17 protein-coding genes are annotated in these 18,066 nt (G+C 70.8%); 5 read left to right on the top strand and 12 right to left on the bottom strand.

The features are described 5' to 3' along the window. The first annotated feature begins 71 nt into the window (after nucleotides 1–71). Together ACZ6BG_RS11435 and ACZ6BG_RS11440 are read left to right on the top strand one after the other, a co-directional pair. Nucleotides 72–623, top strand: a complete 552-nt coding sequence (locus ACZ6BG_RS11435) for a VanZ family protein (RefSeq protein ID WP_468999679.1) — start codon at nucleotides 72–74, stop codon at nucleotides 621–623. Between the two features lie 103 nt (nucleotides 624–726). Further along, a complete protein-coding gene (locus ACZ6BG_RS11440) occupies nucleotides 727–927 on the top strand; it encodes a PspC domain-containing protein (RefSeq protein WP_468999680.1) in 201 nt (66 codons plus the stop codon). Nucleotides 928–1,029: 102 nt separating this feature from the next. Here ACZ6BG_RS11440 and ACZ6BG_RS11445 read toward each other — a convergent pair whose 3' ends face one another. Continuing rightward, nucleotides 1,030–1,536, bottom strand: coding sequence for an ATP-binding protein (locus ACZ6BG_RS11445; RefSeq protein WP_468999681.1), 507 nt, complete (start codon nucleotides 1,534–1,536; stop codon nucleotides 1,030–1,032). Nucleotides 1,537–1,668: 132 nt separating this feature from the next. Then, entirely contained in the window at nucleotides 1,669–2,862 is a 1,194-nt protein-coding gene (locus ACZ6BG_RS11450) for an adenosine deaminase (RefSeq protein WP_468999682.1), read from the bottom strand. Nucleotides 2,863–2,965: 103 nt separating this feature from the next. On the opposite strand from ACZ6BG_RS11450, the gene ACZ6BG_RS11455 reads away from it, so the two are divergent. Continuing rightward, nucleotides 2,966–3,727: an alpha/beta hydrolase gene (locus ACZ6BG_RS11455; protein ID WP_468999683.1), complete on the top strand. Its 762-nt coding sequence runs from the start codon at nucleotides 2,966–2,968 to the stop codon at nucleotides 3,725–3,727. Nucleotides 3,728–4,214: 487 nt separating this feature from the next. Continuing rightward, on the top strand, nucleotides 4,215–4,547 hold the full coding sequence (locus tag ACZ6BG_RS11460) for an STAS domain-containing protein (RefSeq protein ID WP_468999684.1): 333 nt from the start codon (nucleotides 4,215–4,217) through the stop codon (nucleotides 4,545–4,547). On the opposite strand, the gene ACZ6BG_RS11465 is transcribed toward ACZ6BG_RS11460, so the two are convergent. Both ACZ6BG_RS11465 and ACZ6BG_RS11470 read right to left on the bottom strand, forming a co-directional pair. Beyond that, on the bottom strand, nucleotides 4,458–5,441 hold the full coding sequence (locus ACZ6BG_RS11465) for a sigma-70 family RNA polymerase sigma factor (protein ID WP_468999685.1): 984 nt from the start codon (nucleotides 5,439–5,441) through the stop codon (nucleotides 4,458–4,460). The two genes, ACZ6BG_RS11460 and ACZ6BG_RS11465, sit on opposite strands and share 90 nt — an antisense overlap. Nucleotides 5,442–5,669: 228 nt before the next feature. Next, on the bottom strand, nucleotides 5,670–7,019 hold the full coding sequence (locus tag ACZ6BG_RS11470) for an MFS transporter (protein WP_468999686.1): 1,350 nt from the start codon (nucleotides 7,017–7,019) through the stop codon (nucleotides 5,670–5,672). A 62-nt stretch (nucleotides 7,020–7,081) separates the two neighbouring features. Here ACZ6BG_RS11470 and ACZ6BG_RS11475 point away from each other — a divergent pair, with 62 nt between their 5' ends. Beyond that, nucleotides 7,082–8,044 (top strand): LysR family transcriptional regulator, encoded by a 963-nt coding sequence (locus ACZ6BG_RS11475; protein WP_468451074.1) that lies wholly within the window; start codon nucleotides 7,082–7,084, stop codon nucleotides 8,042–8,044. A gap of 74 nt (nucleotides 8,045–8,118) precedes the next feature. Here the strand turns inward: ACZ6BG_RS11475 and ACZ6BG_RS11480 are convergent, their stop codons facing one another. The 8 genes from ACZ6BG_RS11480 to ACZ6BG_RS11515 all read right to left on the bottom strand — a co-directional run bounded on the left by ACZ6BG_RS11480 (nucleotide 8,119) and on the right by ACZ6BG_RS11515 (nucleotide 17,842). After that, complete coding sequence (locus ACZ6BG_RS11480; RefSeq protein WP_468999687.1) at nucleotides 8,119–8,901, bottom strand: hypothetical protein; 783 nt, start codon at nucleotides 8,899–8,901, stop codon at nucleotides 8,119–8,121. A gap of 330 nt (nucleotides 8,902–9,231) precedes the next feature. Continuing rightward, nucleotides 9,232–10,512, bottom strand: a complete 1,281-nt coding sequence (locus ACZ6BG_RS11485; protein WP_468999688.1) for a thymidine phosphorylase — start codon at nucleotides 10,510–10,512, stop codon at nucleotides 9,232–9,234. A 128-nt stretch (nucleotides 10,513–10,640) separates the two neighbouring features. Continuing rightward, entirely contained in the window at nucleotides 10,641–10,982 is a 342-nt protein-coding gene (locus ACZ6BG_RS11490) for a cytidine deaminase (protein WP_469000224.1), read from the bottom strand. A gap of 82 nt (nucleotides 10,983–11,064) precedes the next feature. Continuing rightward, complete coding sequence (locus tag ACZ6BG_RS11495) at nucleotides 11,065–12,327, bottom strand: ABC transporter permease (protein WP_468451066.1); 1,263 nt, start codon at nucleotides 12,325–12,327, stop codon at nucleotides 11,065–11,067. Then, complete coding sequence (locus tag ACZ6BG_RS11500; RefSeq protein WP_468999689.1) at nucleotides 12,324–13,478, bottom strand: ABC transporter permease; 1,155 nt, start codon at nucleotides 13,476–13,478, stop codon at nucleotides 12,324–12,326. Before ACZ6BG_RS11500 ends, ACZ6BG_RS11495 begins: the two co-directional genes overlap by 4 nt. Continuing rightward, a complete protein-coding gene (locus tag ACZ6BG_RS11505) occupies nucleotides 13,475–15,130 on the bottom strand; it encodes an ABC transporter ATP-binding protein (protein WP_469000226.1) in 1,656 nt (551 codons plus the stop codon). The genes ACZ6BG_RS11500 and ACZ6BG_RS11505 overlap by 4 nt, the downstream gene beginning before the upstream one ends. A gap of 245 nt (nucleotides 15,131–15,375) precedes the next feature. Next, complete coding sequence (locus ACZ6BG_RS11510; RefSeq protein ID WP_468999690.1) at nucleotides 15,376–16,428, bottom strand: BMP family lipoprotein; 1,053 nt, start codon at nucleotides 16,426–16,428, stop codon at nucleotides 15,376–15,378. A 331-nt stretch (nucleotides 16,429–16,759) separates the two neighbouring features. Then, nucleotides 16,760–17,842: a BMP family lipoprotein gene (locus ACZ6BG_RS11515; RefSeq protein ID WP_468999691.1), complete on the bottom strand. Its 1,083-nt coding sequence runs from the start codon at nucleotides 17,840–17,842 to the stop codon at nucleotides 16,760–16,762. Between the last annotated feature and the right edge of the window lie 224 nt (nucleotides 17,843–18,066).

The following is an 18,066-nucleotide window of genomic DNA, read 5'->3' on the forward strand; positions in this document are numbered from 1 at the left end:
TTCCCGGCCTCGCACGCAGGAGTCCGAGCGGCAGCGGAACCGATCCCGCCGCCACCGGCGTCTTGGGGTGCGTGCGTCAAGGCTCGGGCGGGCGCGGTGCCGCCATTCGCTTTCGCGCGGCGGGAGGGGTTCTCCTCGCCGCGCATCTCCTGGTCGTCGCGTGGATCACGCTGCGCCCACTGGACGTGCCCTGGGTGAGTGCGGCGAACCTGGAGCCGCTGGCCGGCATCAAGGCGGACCTGGAGCGCGGCCCGGAGCAGGCGGCCCGGCAGATCGGCGGGGCGCTGCTTCTTCTGGCGCCGCTCGGGGTGCTGCTTCCACTGGTCGGGGGGCGGCTCGACGTCTCGCGTCTGGCGTCCCTCGCCCGCACGGTCGCGGCGGGGGCGCTGCTGTCCCTGGGCATCGAGCTGCTGCAGACCGGGGTGCCCGGTCAGGTCGTCGACGTCGACTCGCTGCTTTTGAACACGCTGGGCGTGGCGCTCGCCCATGTCGCCGTGGTTCCCGCGGGGCGGGCCCGGCTTCGCCGTCGCCGCTCCTCCGCGCGGCCCCGTACGGCCCGCCTCAGGGAGGAGGCCCCGCAGGGGGCGACCCCGAAGATTCCCAGGGTCGGGATCGCTCCGTAGCCTGACGCTTTGCCCGTTTCGCGGACCTACCTTGGGTATACCGAGGCGACGACAAGCCGAAGCCTCCCGTCCCAGACCCGACCACGGTCCACGAGGAGCCCCCATGTCCGCCCTTGCCCGCCCCACCGACGGCCGCATGATCGGCGGCGTGTGCGCTGCCATCGCCCGCCGCTTCGGCTGGTCCGCCACGACCGTGCGCGTCGCGTTCGTGCTCTCCTGCCTGCTGCCCGGCCCGCAGTTCCTGCTCTACATCGCCATGTGGATCGTTCTCCCGACTGAGAACAAGGCGAAGACGGCCTGGTGACGACGGCTCCGGTCCGGTACGCCGACGGATCAGTCCGGGTACGACGACGGGGCGCACCCCCACAAGGGTACGCCCCGTCGTGCGTGTGCCGGGCGGCTCGGGTCAGCCGAGCGGCAGGCCCTGGACCGGGAGGCCCTGGGTGGGCAGCGCGCCCAGGGGCAGCGCGTTGGTGGGCAGGGCGCCGGTCGGCAGCGCGCCGGTCACCGCGTCGGTGGGAAGGGCGTTGGTGCCCAGGCCCTGGGCGACGGGGACACCGCCGAGCAGGCCCTTGACCGGGTCGGCGGGCTTCGGCGCGGGCTTGGTGCTCATGGCCCGGTCGGCGGCGCCGTCCTCGCCCTGGTCGTCGCCGCCGAGCGGGAGGAGCTTGTCGGTGGTGGGCTTGGCGGACTTCAGGCCGCTCTGGAGCGCGCTGTGGCCGGCGGCCAGGGCCTCGGGGGCCCCGTCGGGCAGGCTCTGGGCGGTCTCCTCCAGGGGCAGCGTCGAGGCGACCGTGCTCAGGGCGCCCACGGCGTCCGGCCCGGCCGCGGCGCTCGCGGCACCGGCGCCCGTGGCGGCGAAGGCGGCACCGAGGGCGGCGACACCGAGGGTCTTGACGGCAGACTGCTTCATGTTGAATGCGTCCTTGATGACGGGGGCGTTGAGCGGGGCTCGACGGTAAGCACCCGCTGGTACAGCCCGCAAACAGTCGAAAGCGGCCGGGAGTTACTGCTCCCGGCCGCCGTGTTGACGTACAAGATCCGTTTAGCTGTCGACGGACCCGCTGGTCGAGACCGTCTGGCGGAAGAGCCACTCGGACTTCAGCTCGGCGTAGCCGGGCTTGATGACGTCATTGATCATGGCGAGCCGTTCATCGAAAGGAATGAACGCCGACTTCATCGCATTGACGGTGAACCACTGCATGTCGTCGAGCGTGTACCCGAAGGTGCCGACCAGGTGCTCGAACTCGCGGCTCATGCTGGTGCCGGACATCAGGCGGTTGTCGGTGTTGACGGTCGCCCGGAAGTGCAGCTTGCGGAGCAGGCCGATGGGGTGCTCGGCGTACGAGGTCGCGGCGCCGGTCTGCAGGTTCGAGCTCGGGCACAGCTCCAGCGGGATGCGCTTGTCGCGGACGTAGGAGGCGAGGCGGCCGAGCTGGACCGTGCCGTCGTCGGCGACCTTGATGTCGTCGATGATGCGCACGCCGTGGCCGAGCCGGTCGGCGCCGCACCACTGCAGGGCCTGCCAGATCGACGGCAGGCCGAAGGCCTCGCCGGCGTGGATGGTGAAGTGGTTGTTCTCCCGCTTCAGGTATTCGAAGGCGTCCAGGTGGCGGGTGGGAGGGAAGCCCGCCTCGGCGCCCGCGATGTCGAAGCCGACGACGCCGAGGTCGCGGTAGCGGTTGGCGAGTTCGGCGATCTCCAGGGCGCGGGCGGCGTGCCGCATCGCGGTGAGGAGCGCGCCGACGCGGATGCGGTGGCCGTTGGCCTTCGCCCGGCGCTCGCCCTCGCGGAAGCCCTCGTTCACGGCCTCGACGACCTCTTCGAGGGTCAGGCCCGCTTCCAGGTGCTGCTCGGGGGCGTAGCGGATCTCGGCGTAGACGACGCCGTCCTCGGCCAGGTCCTCGGCGCACTCGGCGGCGACGCGGAACAGCGCGTCGCGGGTCTGCATGACGGCACAGGTGTGCGCGAACGTCTCCAAGTACCGCTCCAGGGAGCCGGAGTCGGCCGCCTCGCGGAACCAGACGCCGAGCTTGTCGGGGTCGGTCTCGGGCAGGCCCTCGTACCCGTTCTCGCGGGCCAGCTCGACGATGGTGCCGGGGCGCAGGCCGCCGTCGAGGTGGTCGTGGAGGAGGACCTTCGGGGCGCGGCGGATCTGCTCCGAGTCGGGGGTGCCGGAGTGGCCCGCACGGCCCGGTCGGCCGCCGGCTGCGCTGATCTTGCTGGTCTGGCTCGTCATTTCCGCACTCTAACTCCTACGCGCGTAGAACTCACCGGGTCGATATGTAACAGTGACCCTGCGGACAGGTGGCATACACCATGACTTCTGACACTGTTCTGCCATGGCACAGCAAGCGACGTCCCGTCCCGTGCGCACGGCCAGACTCGGGCGTGCGGTCGCCGCGCGCCCCTCGACGGTGAGCGCGGTGGCGCTGCTGCTGCCGGGTGGCCACGAGACGTCCACCCGCAAGCCCTCCCCTTTCGCCGCCGCGGCGATACGTTCCCTCGGGCGGCACCTCGCCCGGGCCGGGCAGGCCGACGGGCTCGCCGCGCACGTCGTGCACTATCGGGTCGCCGGCTGGAACGGCGCGGAGGCGCAGCTCGCGCGGGACGCCGACTGGGCGGCCGACGAGGTCGTACGCCGCTACGGCGATGTGCCCGTGTGTCTCGTCGGCGTCGACATGGGCGGCCGGGCGGCGCTGCGGGCCGCCGCGCACTCCGCCGTCAACTCCGTTCTGGCGCTGGCTCCTTGGCTGCCCGAGGACGATGTGGCCGCGCCGCCTGAGCCGGTGAAGCAGCTCGTCGGGCGGCACGTGATGATCGTGCACGGCACGAATGACGAGCGGACCGACCCCGAGTTGTCGTTCCGGCTCGCCGAGCGGGCCAAGAAGGCGAACCGGGACGTGTGCCGGTTCGAGGTGCACTCGGACGGGCATCGGCTCAGTCAGCATCACGCCGAGGTGCGGGCGCTGGCCTCGAATTTCGTGCAGGGGGCGCTGTTCGGGCATCGGTACGCCCGGCCGGTCGAGGACGCGTTGGCTGCGCCGCCGCCTTTGGGGTTACGGATGCCGTTGGCTTCGGGGTTCGGGAAGACGCTGCGCTGAGCTGTCCCCGATCCCGCCCCTTCCCGAAACCATGGGCTTCGCCCCTGGACCCCGGGGGCGGGTGTTCCCTTCGGGCGGGACGGGGCGCCGCAGAGTCGGCGCTTCGCGCCTCGTCCTCGAACGTTCGCGCCTCGTCCTCGAACGCCGGACGGGCTGACATGTGGCCCAGGCGGCTTCGTCACCCCTTGCGGGGGTGTTCGGGGCTTTGAGGCCGCGCGCATGGGCTCGCGCTTCAGCATGCGGGGCGCCCCATTCCCCTCAGCAGGTCGGCCTTCGTGGGGATCCGCGGTTCGAGGACATCGCAGATGCTTTCTGGTGGCGGATGACTGGGCGGTCGCCTCGTACGCTCGGGGCCGCGGTGCGGCTGGGGCGGGGCCGAGGATCGGCGGGCGCGGGAAGAGTCCGGGGACTGCCGATGAGTTCCGAGGGCGCGGGCGGTCCCCCTAACGTGGCAGTCACTCAAGCACATTCGCCGAACCTGCTGGTCATGAGCGGGCCCGTCCGTCAGGACGACATACCGCGGCTGGTCGCCGACCTGCGCGCCGTCGTGCTCGCGTCCGGTGCCGTCGAGGTGATCTGCGACGTCGGCGCCGTGACCACCGCCGACCTCGTGACCGTGGAGGCGGTGGCGCGGCTCAGACTGGCCGCCCGCAGGGCGGGGACGGGGCTGCGACTGCGCGGCCCCACCCCGGCCCTGTGGGCGCTGCTCCGGCTCGTCGGCCTCACGGAGCTATGCGTCGAGGTGGAGGGGGACCCCGAAGAGCGGGAACCACCGCTGGGTGTCGAGGAAGCAGTGGAATCCGGCGACGCGGCCCGCTGAGATCTCGATGACCTGGATCGCCCAGGGCATGTACCCGCCCTTGTCGGGGTCCGGCTTGTACTGCGCGAAGCCGGGGGTGCCGTTGACCGCGACGGGCAGCAGCCGGGAGCCCTCGCACTGGGCGCCCATGGTCGCCATGAAGCCCGTGATGTCCTGCGGGCCGCGCAGCCACAGGTCGAACGGGGGCATCGTCATGACCGCGTCCTCGGCGAGGAGGGCGGTGAGCGCCGCCATGTCGTACCCCTCGAAGGCCGTGACGTAGCGGTCGAGGAGCTTCTGCTGCTCGTCGTCCAGCGGGTCGGACGTCGCCGTGTCGTCGGCCGGGCGGTCGGCGAGGGTGGCGCGGGCGCGCTGGAGGGCGCTGTTGACGGACGCGACCGTCGTGCCGAGCAGCTCGGCGACCTCGCTGGCCTTCCACGCCAGGACCTCGCGCAGGATCAGCACCGCCCGCTGCTTGGCGGGCAGTTGCTGCAGGGCGGCGATGAAGGCGAGGCGCACCGACTCCTTGGCGACGGCGGCCTCGGCGGGGTCGCCGATGGTGGGCAGGACCCGGCCGTCCGGTATCGGCTCGAGCCAGACGTTGTCCGCGCGGGGGGTCAGGGCCGCCTGGGCCAGGGGTGTGGAGGCGGTGAGGTCCACGGGGCGGGCACGGCGGTTGCCCGCGTTCAGCATGTCCAGGCAGACGTTCGTCGCGATGCGGTACAGCCAGGAGCGGAGGCTGGAGCGGCCCTCGAACTTGTCGAAGCTGCGCCAGGCGCGGACCATCGTGTCCTGCACGGCGTCCTCGGCCTCGAAGGCCGAGCCCAGCATGCGATAGCAGTACCCCGTCAGCTCGACGCGGTGCTTCTCCAGTCCGGCGTCCAGTTCCGTGGTCGCCCCGGTGCTGTTGCTCATCCCACCCACCCCTGTGCCTCTGCCTGCTGCTGCCTGCACTGCCTGCGACTGCTCGTCGGCGCTGAAGTCCCAGCTCCGCTGAGGTCCCAGCACCTCGGAAGCTACCGCAGCCCACTGACAATGGCCTCCGGAGCGGCGAAACCGGCAGCTCAAAGGGGTCGTCCACGGTAAAGGCGCACCACCGGTGGACCGGTGGTGCGCCTTTGACCCGGGTGCCGAAGCCGGAGGTCAGGCGGTGCGGGCCGCCGTCACCCGCTCCACGCGCGCCACCCGGCTCCCGTACAGCGTGATCGACACGACGCCGAGCACGGCGAGGATGCCGAGGCTGACCGTGCCGCCCCAGCCGCCCGCGTGGAAGGCCATGGCGCCGAGGGTGCCGCCCGCGCTGGAGCCCACGTAGTACGCGGACTGGTACAGCGCGGAGGCCTGTGCGCGGCCCGTGGTGGCCGTGCGGCTCACCGACGAGGACGCGACCGCGTGGCCCGCGAAGAAGCCCGCCGTGATCAGGACCAGGCCGAGCAGGACGAGGACGAGCGAGGTCGACAGGGACAGGAGCAGGCCGCCCGCGGTGGTGCTCACGGCCAGGTACAGGGCGCCGCGCCTGCCGAGCCGCGCCACCAGCTTCCCGGCCGCCGCCGACGACGCCGTACCGACGAGGTAGACGAGGAAGATCGAGCCGATGACGCCCTGCGGGAGCGAGAACGGGCCCTCGGTGAGGCGGTAGCCGATCACCGTGTAGACCGCGCCGAAGACGGTCATGAACAGCGCGCCGATCGCGTACAGGCGGCACAGGAGCGGGTTCGACAGGTGCGAACGGACCGTGCGGGCCAGCGACTTGGGGCTGAGTGTGCCCGGCGTGAAGTGGCGCGGGGCGGGCAGCAGGGCGCGGAAGGCGAGCGCGCCGGCCACCGCGAGCAGGCCGACCACGGCGAGCGCCCAGCGCCAGCCCCAGGCCTGCGCGGCCCAGCCCGTGACGATGCGGCCGCTCATGCCGCCGATGGAGTTGCCCGCGACGAACATGCCGATCGCGGCGACGAGAGCCTTGGGGCGGACCTCTTCGGCGAGGTACGCCATCGCGGACGCCGGGAGTCCGGCGAGCGCGGCGCCCTGCACGGCGCGCAGCGCGATCAGTACGCCGATGTTCGGCGCGAACGGGACCAGCAGGCCCACGGCGACGGCCACCGTCAGCGAGACCGTCATCAGCGTGCGCCGTCCGAACCGCTCCGACAGGGCGCTCAGCGGAAGCACGAACAGGGCGAGCGCGCCGGTCGCCGCCGAGACCGTCCAACTCGCCGTGGACGCGCTCACGCCGAGGTCGGCGGAGATCAGCGGGAGCAGGGCCTGGGTGGAGTACAGGAGCGCGAAGGTGGCGACGCCCGCCAGGAAAAGGGCGAAGCTCATGCGGCGAAAGCCCGGGCCTCCCGGTGCCATGCGCGTGTCGTGGTCGTTCGTGGATTCGGTCGGCCCGGCCGATTCGATCGGCTTGGTCGACGTGGCGGCGGGGGAAGGGGAAGCGGGGGACGACGGGGTGAGGGCGACCGCGTGGAGGACGGACGCCCCGCTACTGGCAGGAGGCATGCCACGAACGTACGACCACGATTCTCATGCGTCCAATGCATGGAATCGCCATAATCGTTCCCATGCAGCATCAGCAGAGGTCAGGCGTCCGCCTGTCGCAGAACAGTGACACAGAGGACACAGCTCACATCGTGCGGCTGCTCGCTCCGCGGCTCGCGTACTTCGCCGGGGTCGCCCGGACCGAGCACGTCACGCGGGCCGCGCGGGAGCTGGAGGTGCCCCAGTCGACGCTCTCGCGCGCCCTGGTGCGACTCGAACAGGACCTGGGCGTCGAGTTGTTCGCCCGGCACGGTCGTACGGTGTCGCTGACGCCCGCGGGCCGTACGTTCCTGGCCTCCGCCGAGCGGGCGCTCGCGGAGGTGGGCAAGGCCGTCGAATCGGTCCGCGCGGACGCCGACCCCGCCTCCGGCAAGGTGGCGTTCGGCTTCCTCCACACCATGGGCTCCGAGACCGTCCCCGGCCTGATCCGCGCCTTCCGCGCGGACCACCCCCGCATCCGCTTCTCCCTCGTCCAGAACTACGGCGAGGCCATGCTGGACCGCCTGCGCGCCGGGGAACTCGACCTGTGCCTGACGTCCCCCGTCCCCGACGCCCCCGGCCTCGTCGCCCGCCGCCTCGACGAACAGCGCCTCCGCCTCGTCGTCCCCGACGACCACCGCCTCGCCACCCGCAAACGCGTCCGCCTCGCCGAGGCCTCCGACGAGGCCTTCGTGACCCTCGAACCCGGCTACGGCCTGCGCCGCATCACCGACGACCTGTGCGCCGAGGCCGGCTTCCGCCCCCGCATCGCCTTCGAGGGCGAGGAGGCGGAGACACTGCGGGGCCTGGTCGCGGCGGGGCTCGGCGTGGCCCTGCTCCCACCGCCCGCCGTGGCCCGCCCCGGGGTCGTCGAACTGACCGTCACCGGGCAGCGGGCCGTGCGGGAGATCGGGGTGGCGTGGCTGGAGGGGCATCCGGACACGGCGCCGGTGGCGGCGTTCAAGAAGTTCCTGCTGGGGAGGAGGGGGCGGTTGTTGCCGGAGTAGCGCTTGCGTGCACGACGGCCGGCGGAGGGCCTGCCGTACGCGGGCGTGCAGCACCCCGGCCACACCATGATGAGCTATTTCCGAACAGCCTTCCCGGCCTGAGAGGGATTCAGGGCCTCTACTGCCTTGCGTTCGGCGGCATCAGCTGCCTTGTTCTTTGCCACGTCCAGCCCCTCGGCATCCGCTACAGCCTTGGCCGCGTCCGCGGCGGGAGCGGCCGGAGCCGCGGCGACAGCAGCCGCCTTGGCGATCTTGTCGAGTTCAGCGGCCCTGGCGGCAGCGGCATCGGCGTTGGTGCGAAGGCTGGCGGCGTCGTCGGCGGCCGTGGCTTCGGCGTCGTCGGCCTCTCGCTTGGCGTTCTCGGCGACGGTGGCACTGCTGGCGGCGACCCTGGCCGTGAGGGCGGCGAGATCGTCAGCGTTGCTCTGGGCGAGGGCGGCGGCGGTGGCGGCCCGCGTCGCGGCAGTCTTGGAGTCGAGGGCTTCGGCAGCGTGGGCCGCGGCATCGGCAGCTTTGGTGGCCGCTTCGTCCGGGGCGCCAGTGCTGACGACGCCGCCCGAGCCGTACTTGCCTTCGAACTCGCGGATCTTGCCCGCGGCGCCGGCGGCGCGGGCGGCAGCGCTGGCGGCGCGGGCCGCGTGGCACTGCTTGAACGCGGCGTCACGCCCGGCCGTGTCGGCGTCGGCGCTGTCCTCCTGCGCATCAGTACACGCCACGGCCTCCACCGCCCGCACCGAAGCGGCATGAGCGGCGGACCGGTGCGCTCCCCCGGCCGCCAGGGCCGGGGGAACAGCCCCCGCCACGGCCACCGCGGCCAGGGCAACCCCCACAGGAATGGTCCGGAACATCAAGATCACCGCATCTCCGCGGTCCGTCCCCAGCAGCCACCCAGCCGGACCGAAGACCATGAGAACGCACCCTCAAGGGCCGGGAAGGACCGACACAGATCGCCAGAGAGACAGACCGCACCGAGGAAGTCAGAGAGGAAGTCAGTGACCCGACCCACACAGGCGGACCCACTCCCACGACGCTAACCACACCCCCCACGCCCTCACACCCCGCATCCACCCACTCAGGTGACGAACACGGCCCGGAAGCGACGCTGCCGGGCCGTGTTCGTGTGTGCGGGATCAAAGAACCCGACGCTCCCAGCCGGCCTCGGACACCCCCCGGGCGGAGCCCCGGTGTCAGGCCGAGACCCGCTCCAGCACGATCGGCCGCGCCGAGAACTCCGTCCCGGCCGGTGCCACGTCGTACGCCCCCTCCAGGGACTCCAGGGCGTACTCAAAGCGCTCCGGCGTGTCCGTGTGGAGGGTGAGGAGGGGCTGGCCCGCCACCACGGAGTCGCCCGGCTTGGCGTGGAGTTCGACGCCCGCGCCCGCCTGGACGACGTCCTCCTTGCGGGCCCGGCCCGCGCCCAGGCGCCAGGCCGCGACGCCGATGTCGTACGCGTCGAGGCGGGTCAGGACGCCGGACGCGGGAGCCGTGACGACGTGCGTCTCGCGGGCGACCGGGAGGGCCGCGTCCGGGTCGCCGCCCTGGGCCGCGATCATCCGGCGCCAGACGTCCATGGCGGAGCCGTCGGCGAGGGCCTTCGCGGGGTCGGCGTCGGGCAGCCCGGCCGCGACGAGCATCTCGCGGGCCAGGGCGAGGGTCAGGTCGACGACGTCGGAGGGGCCGCCGCCCGCGAGGACCTCGACGGACTCGCGGACTTCGAGGGCGTTGCCCGCGGTCAGGCCGAGGGGCGTCGACATGTCCGTCAGGAGGGCGACCGTGCGGACGCCGTGGTCGGTGCCGAGGCCGACCATCGTGGAGGCCAGCTCGCGGGCGTCGTCCAGGGTCTTCATGAACGCGCCGGTGCCCACCTTCACGTCCAGGACCAGCGAACCCGTGCCCTCGGCGATCTTCTTGGACATGATGGAGGAGGCGATGAGCGGGATCGCCTCGACGGTGCCGGTCACGTCGCGGAGCGCGTACAGCTTCTTGTCGGCGGGCGCCAGGCCGTCGCCCGCCGCGCAGATCACCGACCCCGCGTCGTTCAGTACGTTCAGCATCTCCTCGTTGGAGAGGAGGGCGCGCCAGCCGGGGATCGACTCCAGCTTGTCGAGGGTGCCGCCGGTGTGGCCGAGGCCGCGCCCGGAGAGCTGGGGCACGGCCGCTCCGCAGGCCGCGACCAGCGGGGCCAGCGGGAGCGTGATCTTGTCGCCCACGCCGCCCGTGGAGTGCTTGTCGGCGGTGGGGCGGGCGAGGGAGGAGAAGTCCATCCGCTCGCCGGACGCGATCATCGCCGCCGTCCAGCGGGCGATCTCACGGCGGTTCATGCCGTTCAGGAGGATCGCCATGGCCAGGGCCGACATCTGCTCGTCGGCGACGGCACCGCGCGTGTACGCGTCGATCACCCAGTCGATCTGCTCGTCGCTCAGCTCGCCCCGGTCCCGCTTCGTACGAATGACGGAGATTACGTCCATGGCAGCAAATCCCTTCCAGCGGTGACGGTCGTCAGTGACCGGCGTGCGTCGAGCCGACTCTACGCGCATAGAGCCAGCATGCGGCAAGGCCCCCGCCAACTCGGCGGGGGCCTTGCCCAGTTCAGAGGTCAGTTCAGGTGTTCCGGACCGAACGCGTCCGGCAGCATGTCACCGAGCGACCGCACCCCGGACGACGTCTCCAGAAGCAGCCCCGCACCGCCGAACTCGTACAGGAGCTGACGGCACCGGCCGCACGGCATCAGGATGTCGCCCTTGCCGTCCACGCAGGTGAAGTGCGTGAGGCGGCCGCCGCCGGTCAGTTGGAGCTGGGAGATCAGGCCGCACTCGGCGCACAGGCCGAGGCCGTACGAGGCGTTCTCGACGTTGCAGCCGGTGACGGTGCGGCCGTCGTCGGCCAGGGCCGCGGCGCCGACGGGGAATCCCGAGTAGGGAGCGTACGCACGGGACATGGCGTCCCGCGCCGCCTCCCGGAGCGCGTCCCAGTCGGCGTCCGCGGTGGCGGTCACTGTCCTCGCCCCTCGGCAGAGTGCGTCATTTCCCTTGTCCCTTCCGGTACGGCATCCCGTCCGCCTTCGGCATCCGCAGCCGCTGGGCGGAGAGCGAGAGCACCAGCAGCGTGACGACGTACGGCGTGGCGGTGACGACCTGGTTCGGCACCTCGTCGGTGAGGCCGTACCAGAGGAACATCAGCGCCGAGGCCGCCGCGGTGATCACCGCGGGGACGTAGCGCTTGCGCCAGATCAGGTAGGCCGCGCCGATGAGAAGAAGGATGGCGATCAGAAGCAGCAGGGCGTGGACATTCGTGCCGCCGCCCCGCAGCTTCAGGCTGTCGGTGTAACCGAACAGACCGGCACCGAGCGCGAGGCCGCCCGGCATCCAGTTGCCGAAGATCATGGCGGCGAGGCCGATGTAGCCGCGCTGGCCGGTCTGGCCCTCCAGGTAGATGTTGGAGGCGACCAGGGACAGGAACGCGCCGCCGAGGCCGGCGAGGCCGCCGGAGATGATGACGGCCAGGTACTTGTACTTGTAGACGTTGACGCCGAGGGACTCCGCCGCGATCGGGTTCTCACCGCAGGAGCGCAGCCGCAGGCCGAACGCCGTGCGCCAGAGGATGAACCAGCTCAGCGGCACCATCGCGACGGCGATGAGGGTCAGCGGCGACACGTCGGTGATCAGACCGCCGAGCAGGCCCGCGATGTCGGACACCAGGAACCAGTGTTTCTGGTTGAGGTCCTGCAGCCAGTCCGAGAGCCCCGGCACCGAGAACTTGCCGAGGGATTCCACGCCCGGCGACTGCTTCGACGTACCGCCCTCCTCGCCCTCGAAGGCGAAGGTGGAGAGGTAGCGGGTGGTGCCGAGGGCGAGGATGTTCAGGGCCACACCGGAGACGATGTGGTTGACGTTGAAGGTGACCGTGACGATCGCGTGCAGCAGACCGCCGAGCGCCCCGCCGAGCACACCGAAGACGATGCCGACCCACGGGCCCCACTGGTAGCCCGCCCAGGCGCCGAACCAGGTGCCGAGGATCAGCATGCCCTCAAGGCCGATGTTGACGACGCCCGCGCGCTCGGCCCACAGGCCGCCGAGGCCCGCGAGGCCGATCGGCACGGCCAGGCGCAGGGCGCCGGACATCTGGCCGGTGGAGGTGATGCCGTGGGCGTCGGTGATGAGCCGGACCACCGAGGTCAGGACCAGGACGCCCGCGATGATCAGGAGCAGGACGGGGAGCGAGATGCGGCGGCGGCCCGGCTTGGGAGTCGCGGGCGCGGCCTTGGTGACGGTTGCCGTGCTCATCGGGCAGCCACCTCCTTCACGGAGTCGTTGTTGCCGGAGTTGCCGTTGTCGGCACCGGCGGCACGGGCCGCGGCGGCCAGTTCCTCACCGACGCGCTGCTGCTGGCGGCGCAGGCCCCAGCGGCGTACCGCCTCGTAGGAGACGACGACCGCGATCACGATGAGGCCCTGCATGATCACCGCGATCTCCTTGTCGTACGCCACCGGCTGGGCGTAGTCGAGAGCGGGCGACGCCTTGTCGAGGAAGGCGATGAGCAGCGCGGCGAACGCGATGCCGACCGGGTTGTTGCGGCCGAGCAGGGCGATGGTGATGCCGGTGAAGCCGAGGCCGGTGGGGAAGCTCAGGCTGTACGTGTGGACGTCGCCGAGGAGGATCGGCATGCCCGCGAGGCCCGCGACCGCGCCCGAGATCACCATGGCGGTGAGGATCATGCGCTTGGCGTTCACACCGGAGGCGGCGGCCGCCGACTGCGAGGCGCCGGTGGCGCGCAGGTCGAAGCCGAAGCGGGTGCGGTTGAGGACGAGCCAGTACAGGACGCCGCCGAGGGCCGCGATGACCACGAAGCCGTAGATCTCGCCGGAGGCGCCCATGGAGATGCCGGGGAACCAGCCGGACTTGTGCATGACACCGGTGGTCTGGTTGTTGCCCACCGGGACGCCGAAGTTCTCGGTGAGGGTGAGGTAGCCGATGACGCTCGTCGCGATGGCGTTGAGCATGATCGTGGCGACCACCTCGCTGACGCCCCGGGTGGTCTTCAGGATGCCCGCGATGCCCGCCCAGAACGCGCCGGTCAGCATCGCGACCAGGATGAGCAGCGGGATCTGCAGGCCGGACGGCAGCGAGACGTGCGCGCCGACGACGGCCGTGACCATCGCGGCGAGCCGGTACTGGCCGTCCACACCGATGTTGAACAGGTTCATGCGGAAGCCGATGGCCACCGCGAGGGCCGCCAGGTAGTACATCCCGGCCTGGTTGATGATCAGGACCTGGACGTCGGAGAACCCGGCCTGCTCGAACATCAGGCTGTACGGCTCGATCGGGTTCTTCCCCGAGGCGAGCAGCACGACCGACGTCAGGGCGACGGCCGCGATGAGCGCGATGACCGGACCGGCCACCGCGAGGAGCACCCGCTCCTTGTCGAACTTCTTCATCGGGCCTCGTCCTCCGGGGCGGCTTCTTCTTGTACGTCGGCGGCGCCGGACCCGGCGTCCGCGGCCGCGGCGGTGTCCTCGGCGTCGTCCTCGGCGTGCTCCAGGTGTCCGGAGGCCGCGCCCGTCATCGCCGAGCCCAGCTCCTCCGGGGTGACCGTCGCCGGGTCGGCGTCCGCGACCAGACGGCCCCGGTAGATCACGCGGAGGGTGTCGGACAGGCCGATCAGCTCGTCCAGGTCGGCGGAGATGAGGAGCACCGCGAGGCCCTCGCGGCGCGCCTCGCGGATCTGGTCCCAGATCTGCGCCTGCGCGCCGACGTCCACACCGCGGGTGGGGTGCGCGGCGATGAGGAAGCGCGGCTTGTGGCTCATCTCGCGGCCGACGATCAGCTTCTGCTGGTTGCCGCCGGAGAGCGAGGCCGCGGTGACGTCGATGCCGGGCGTACGGACGTCGTACTCCTCGACGATGCGCCGGGTGTCGGCCTGCGCGCCCCTGGTGTCCAGCCAGAAGCCGCGGCTGTTGGGCTTCTCGGTGACGTGGCCGAGGATGCGGTTCTCCCAGAGCGGGGCGTCCAGGAGCAGGCCGTGGCGGTGGCGGTCCTCGGGGATGTAGCCGACGCCGCCCTCGCGCCGCCTGCGGGTCGCCCAGTCGGTGATGTTCTCGCCCGCCATGCGGATGACGCCGGAGTCGGCGTGCTTGAGGCCGATGAGGGCGTCGATGAGCTCGGTCTGGCCGTTGCCCTCCACGCCCGCGAGGCCGAGCACTTCGCCCTCGTGGATGGTGAAGGAGATGTCGTCGAGGAGGGCGCGGCCCGACTCGCCGTCGGCGAGCAGCTTCAGGCCCTCGACCTGGATCATCGGCCGGTCGGTGACCGTGGACTCCGCGGTCTCCGGTGTCGGCAGCTCGCTGCCCACCATCAGCTCGGCGAGCTGGCGCGGGGTGGTCTCGGACGGGACGGCCGTGCCCACCGTCGTACCGCGCCGGATGACGGTGATGTCGTCGGCGACGGAGAGGACCTCGCCGAGCTTGTGCGAGATGAAGATGACGGACAGGCCCTCGGACTTGAGCTCGCGCAGGTTGTCGAAGAGCGCGTCGACCTCCTGGGGCACGAGCACGGCCGTGGGCTCGTCGAGGATCAGCGTGGTCGCGCCGCGGTAGAGGACCTTGAGGATCTCCACGCGCTGGCGGTCGGCGACGCCGAGGTCCTCGACGAAGGCGTCGGGGCGCACGCCGAGGCCGTAGCGGTCGGAGATCTCGGCGATCTTGCGGCGGGCCCCGGAACCGATGCCGTACAGCTTCTCGCTGCCGAGCACGATGTTCTCCAGGACGGTCAGCTGGTCGGCCAGCATGAAGTGCTGGTGGACCATGCCGATGCCGCGGCTGATGGCGTCCGCGGGGCTGGCGAAGGAGACCTTCTCCCCGTCGACGGCGATGGTGCCCTCGTCGGGCTTCTGCATGCCGTACAGGATCTTCATCAGCGTCGACTTGCCGGCGCCGTTCTCGCCGACGAGGGCGTGGACGGTGCCCTTGCGGACGCTGAGGTGGATGTCGTGGTTGGCCACGACGCCCGGGAAACGCTTGGTGATGCCGACGAGTTCGACGGCACACGCGGCCGGGCGTTCGGTGGGCGGAGGGCTGGTGGACGCGTCGATGGCGCACTCTCCTGAAGGAAAAAGGAAAGGGGCCGGACCCGCACACGCGGTGTGTGCCCCTGCTTCACGCCTCAGTTGCCACCGGACGGCTGCCCGAGCTCACGGAGCACGACGCCGTCTGACCGTCGTACGCCGTCAACTGGGGTGCCGGGCGCGGTGGTTGAGGCCCTGGCCGCGCGAACGGGGCGCGAGGAGGCCGTTGCGCCAGTGTCCTCACACCCCGTTCCGCCGCCGTAACGGCGCCATTACAGCGCCGTCTTGACCTTGATCTTGCCGCTGGTGATGCCCTGCTCGGCCTTCTTCAGGGAGGCCTGCAGGTCCTTCATCTTGGTGAACTCGGGGTTGGAGTCGGCGAGGCCGACACCGCCCGACTTGAGGTCCGCGCGCACGACGCCGCCCTCGGCCTTGTCATCCTTCACCGACTTCACCAGGTTGTACACCGCTCCGGCGACGTCCTTGGTGGCCGAGGTGAGGATGTACTTCTTGTACTTGTCGAGCGCCTTCTGCTTGTACTGGTCGGAGTCGACGCCGATAGCCCAGACCTTCTTGGCGGCGGCGGCCTCGATGACGCCCTGACCGGAGAGACCGGCGGCGTGGTAGACCACGTCGGCGCCGCCCTCGATCTGGCCGCTGGCCGCCTCCTTGCCCTTGTCCGGGCTGGAGAAGCCGCCGTCCTCGGCCTTCTCGGTGAGGAACTGGCGCTTGACCTTGACCGACTTGTCGGTGTCCTGGACGCCCTGGACGAAGCCCGCCTCGAACTTGCGGATCAGCGGGTTGTCGACACCGCCGATGAAGCCGACGGTCTTGGACTTGGTGGCCTTCGCGGCGGCGACACCGGCCAGGTACGAGGACTGCTCCTCGTTGAAGACCAGGTCGGAGACGTTCTTGGCCTTGATGGTGGCGTCGTCGACGATGCCGAAGGTGACGTCCGGGTTCTTGGCCGCGACCTCCTTGATGGCGGGCGCGTAGGCGTAACCGACGCCGATGACCGGGTTGTAGCCCTGCTTGGCCAGCTCGGTGAGGCGCTGGACCTTGTCGGCGTCGGACTCGCCGTCGGTGGGCTCGACGGCCTTCTTGCCGACCTTGAGCTCCTTGGCCGCACGGTCCATGCCCGCGGTGGCGGCGTCGTTGAACGACTGGTCGCCCGCGCCGCCGACGTCGTACGCGATCGCGACACCCTTGCTCTTGCCGTCGTCGGTCTTGGCGGCGTCGCTGGAGGTACCGCCGCAGGCGGTGGCGGAAACGGCGAGAGCGGCGGTCGCGGCAGACGCGAGCGCTATTCGGGACACCCGGCGCATAGAGACGAACTCCTTATGTACAAGGACGTGAGTACGGACGCGGCTTGCGGACCTGGGGACACACGACGAGCCACGTACGTGCAGTGCGCCTCACCCGGCGCTGATTTCGCCGCAGCGTAACGCGCGTAGACCTGACATAAGAACCCTTCTGTCCGGTCCGTTATCGAGCTGTGGCCACCAGACGTCGGGCGGGTGACGGCCGGGTGCGGCGGCCATCGGAGGCCTGAACTGCGGCGGATTCACCGGAGCCCAACGGGTTATACGTACGACTCACCCATGGGGGTCCGACGCCGTTATACGTACGACGTCGGACACACCACACAAACCCGGATCAAGGCCGGGTCTTGACCGTCACCTTGCCGTCGACGATGTCCTTCTTGGCCTTCTCGACCGCGGCCACGACGTCCTTCATGTCCCGGTACGCCGGATTGGCGTCGGAGAAGCCGACGCGCCCGGACTTGAGGTCGTAGCGCTGGGTGCCGGTCATGGGCTCGCCCTCGACGACCGACTTGGTGAGGTCGTAGACGGCGCCGCCGACGTCCTTCAGGGCGGAGCCGAGGATGTACTTCTTGTACTTGGCGAGCGCCTTCTGCTTGTACTGGTCGGAGTCGACGCCGATCGCCCACTTCTTCTGCGCCCCGGCCTCCTGGATCACGCCCTGCCCGGAGAGCCCGGCCGCGTGGTAGAGCACGTCGGCCCCGGCTTCGAGCTGTCCGCTCGCCGCGTCCTGCCCCTTGTCGGGGCTGGCGAATCCACCCTCCTCGGGCTTCTCCGTCAGATACCGCTTCTCGATTTTGATCTTCGGGTCGACCGACTTCACGCCCTGCACGAATCCGGCCTCGAATTTATGGATGATCGGGATGTCCACGCCCCCGATGAATCCGACGTGTTTGACCTTGGTCGCCTTCGCCGCGGCGACCCCGGCGAGATAAGAGCCCTGTTCCTCGTGGAATACGAGATCGGCCACGTTGTCGGCCTTGACGGTGTCGTCGTCGATGATCCCGAAAGTGATCTTCGGATACTTCTTGGCGACTTCCTGCACGGCGGGCGCGTACACGAATCCGACGCCGATCACCGGGTTGTAGCCCTGCCGGGCCAGGGTCTCGATGCGCTGCGTCTTGTCGGCGCTGGACTCGCCGTCGCCCGGCTCCATCGCGATGCCGCCGATCTTCAGGTCCTTACGGGCCCGCTCGTACCCGGTGAACGCGGCGTCGTTGAAGGACTGGTCGCCCCGGCCGCCGATGTCGTACGCGAGGCCGATGCCCTTGGCGGAGTACTTCCCGTCGCCCGTCTTCCCCCCGTCGTCGTCCTTGGCGGCGTCGCTGCTGGTGCCGCCGCACGCGGAGGCCACGAGGGCGAACGTCGCCACCGTCACGGCCACTTGGGAAATCCTCGACACTCGACGCCGACGCATAGGACGCACCCCTTACGTTTCGAACGTTCCCCAACGCACCGGTGACGGCGCTGATTTCGGCGCACATTAACGCGCGTAGAAAGGGGAGGGAACGGTTTCGGCGGTGGCCGTTATCGATTCGTGGCGGGCCGGGTCGGGCCCGCGAAGGGTGGTACGGGTTACGCCCGCGTAAGGGGAGTTACGCGGGCGTCGGCCGGGGGTGGTGGCCGTTGAGCGGAGAGTGG

This window comes from Streptomyces sp. NPDC041205 (assembly GCF_055591765.1).

Coding starts and splice junctions, on each gene's coding strand:
- ACZ6BG_RS11440 (WP_468999680.1), top strand. CDS start 727: ATGTCCGCCCTTGCCCGCCCCACCGACGGCCGCATGATCGGCGGCGTG.
- ACZ6BG_RS11445 (WP_468999681.1), bottom strand. CDS start 1,536: ATGAAGCAGTCTGCCGTCAAGACCCTCGGTGTCGCCGCCCTCGGTGCC.
- ACZ6BG_RS11450 (WP_468999682.1), bottom strand. CDS start 2,862: ATGACGAGCCAGACCAGCAAGATCAGCGCAGCCGGCGGCCGACCGGGC.
- ACZ6BG_RS11455 (WP_468999683.1), top strand. CDS start 2,966: ATGGCACAGCAAGCGACGTCCCGTCCCGTGCGCACGGCCAGACTCGGG.
- ACZ6BG_RS11460 (WP_468999684.1), top strand. CDS start 4,215: ATGAGCGGGCCCGTCCGTCAGGACGACATACCGCGGCTGGTCGCCGAC.
- ACZ6BG_RS11465 (WP_468999685.1), bottom strand. CDS start 5,441: ATGAGCAACAGCACCGGGGCGACCACGGAACTGGACGCCGGACTGGAG.
- ACZ6BG_RS11470 (WP_468999686.1), bottom strand. CDS start 7,019: ATGCCTCCTGCCAGTAGCGGGGCGTCCGTCCTCCACGCGGTCGCCCTC.
- ACZ6BG_RS11475 (WP_468451074.1), top strand. CDS start 7,082: ATGCAGCATCAGCAGAGGTCAGGCGTCCGCCTGTCGCAGAACAGTGAC.
- ACZ6BG_RS11485 (WP_468999688.1), bottom strand. CDS start 10,512: ATGGACGTAATCTCCGTCATTCGTACGAAGCGGGACCGGGGCGAGCTG.
- ACZ6BG_RS11490 (WP_469000224.1), bottom strand. CDS start 10,982: ATGTCCCGTGCGTACGCTCCCTACTCGGGATTCCCCGTCGGCGCCGCG.
- ACZ6BG_RS11495 (WP_468451066.1), bottom strand. CDS start 12,327: ATGAGCACGGCAACCGTCACCAAGGCCGCGCCCGCGACTCCCAAGCCG.
- ACZ6BG_RS11500 (WP_468999689.1), bottom strand. CDS start 13,478: ATGAAGAAGTTCGACAAGGAGCGGGTGCTCCTCGCGGTGGCCGGTCCG.
- ACZ6BG_RS11510 (WP_468999690.1), bottom strand. CDS start 16,428: ATGCGCCGGGTGTCCCGAATAGCGCTCGCGTCTGCCGCGACCGCCGCT.
- ACZ6BG_RS11515 (WP_468999691.1), bottom strand. CDS start 17,842: ATGCGTCGGCGTCGAGTGTCGAGGATTTCCCAAGTGGCCGTGACGGTG.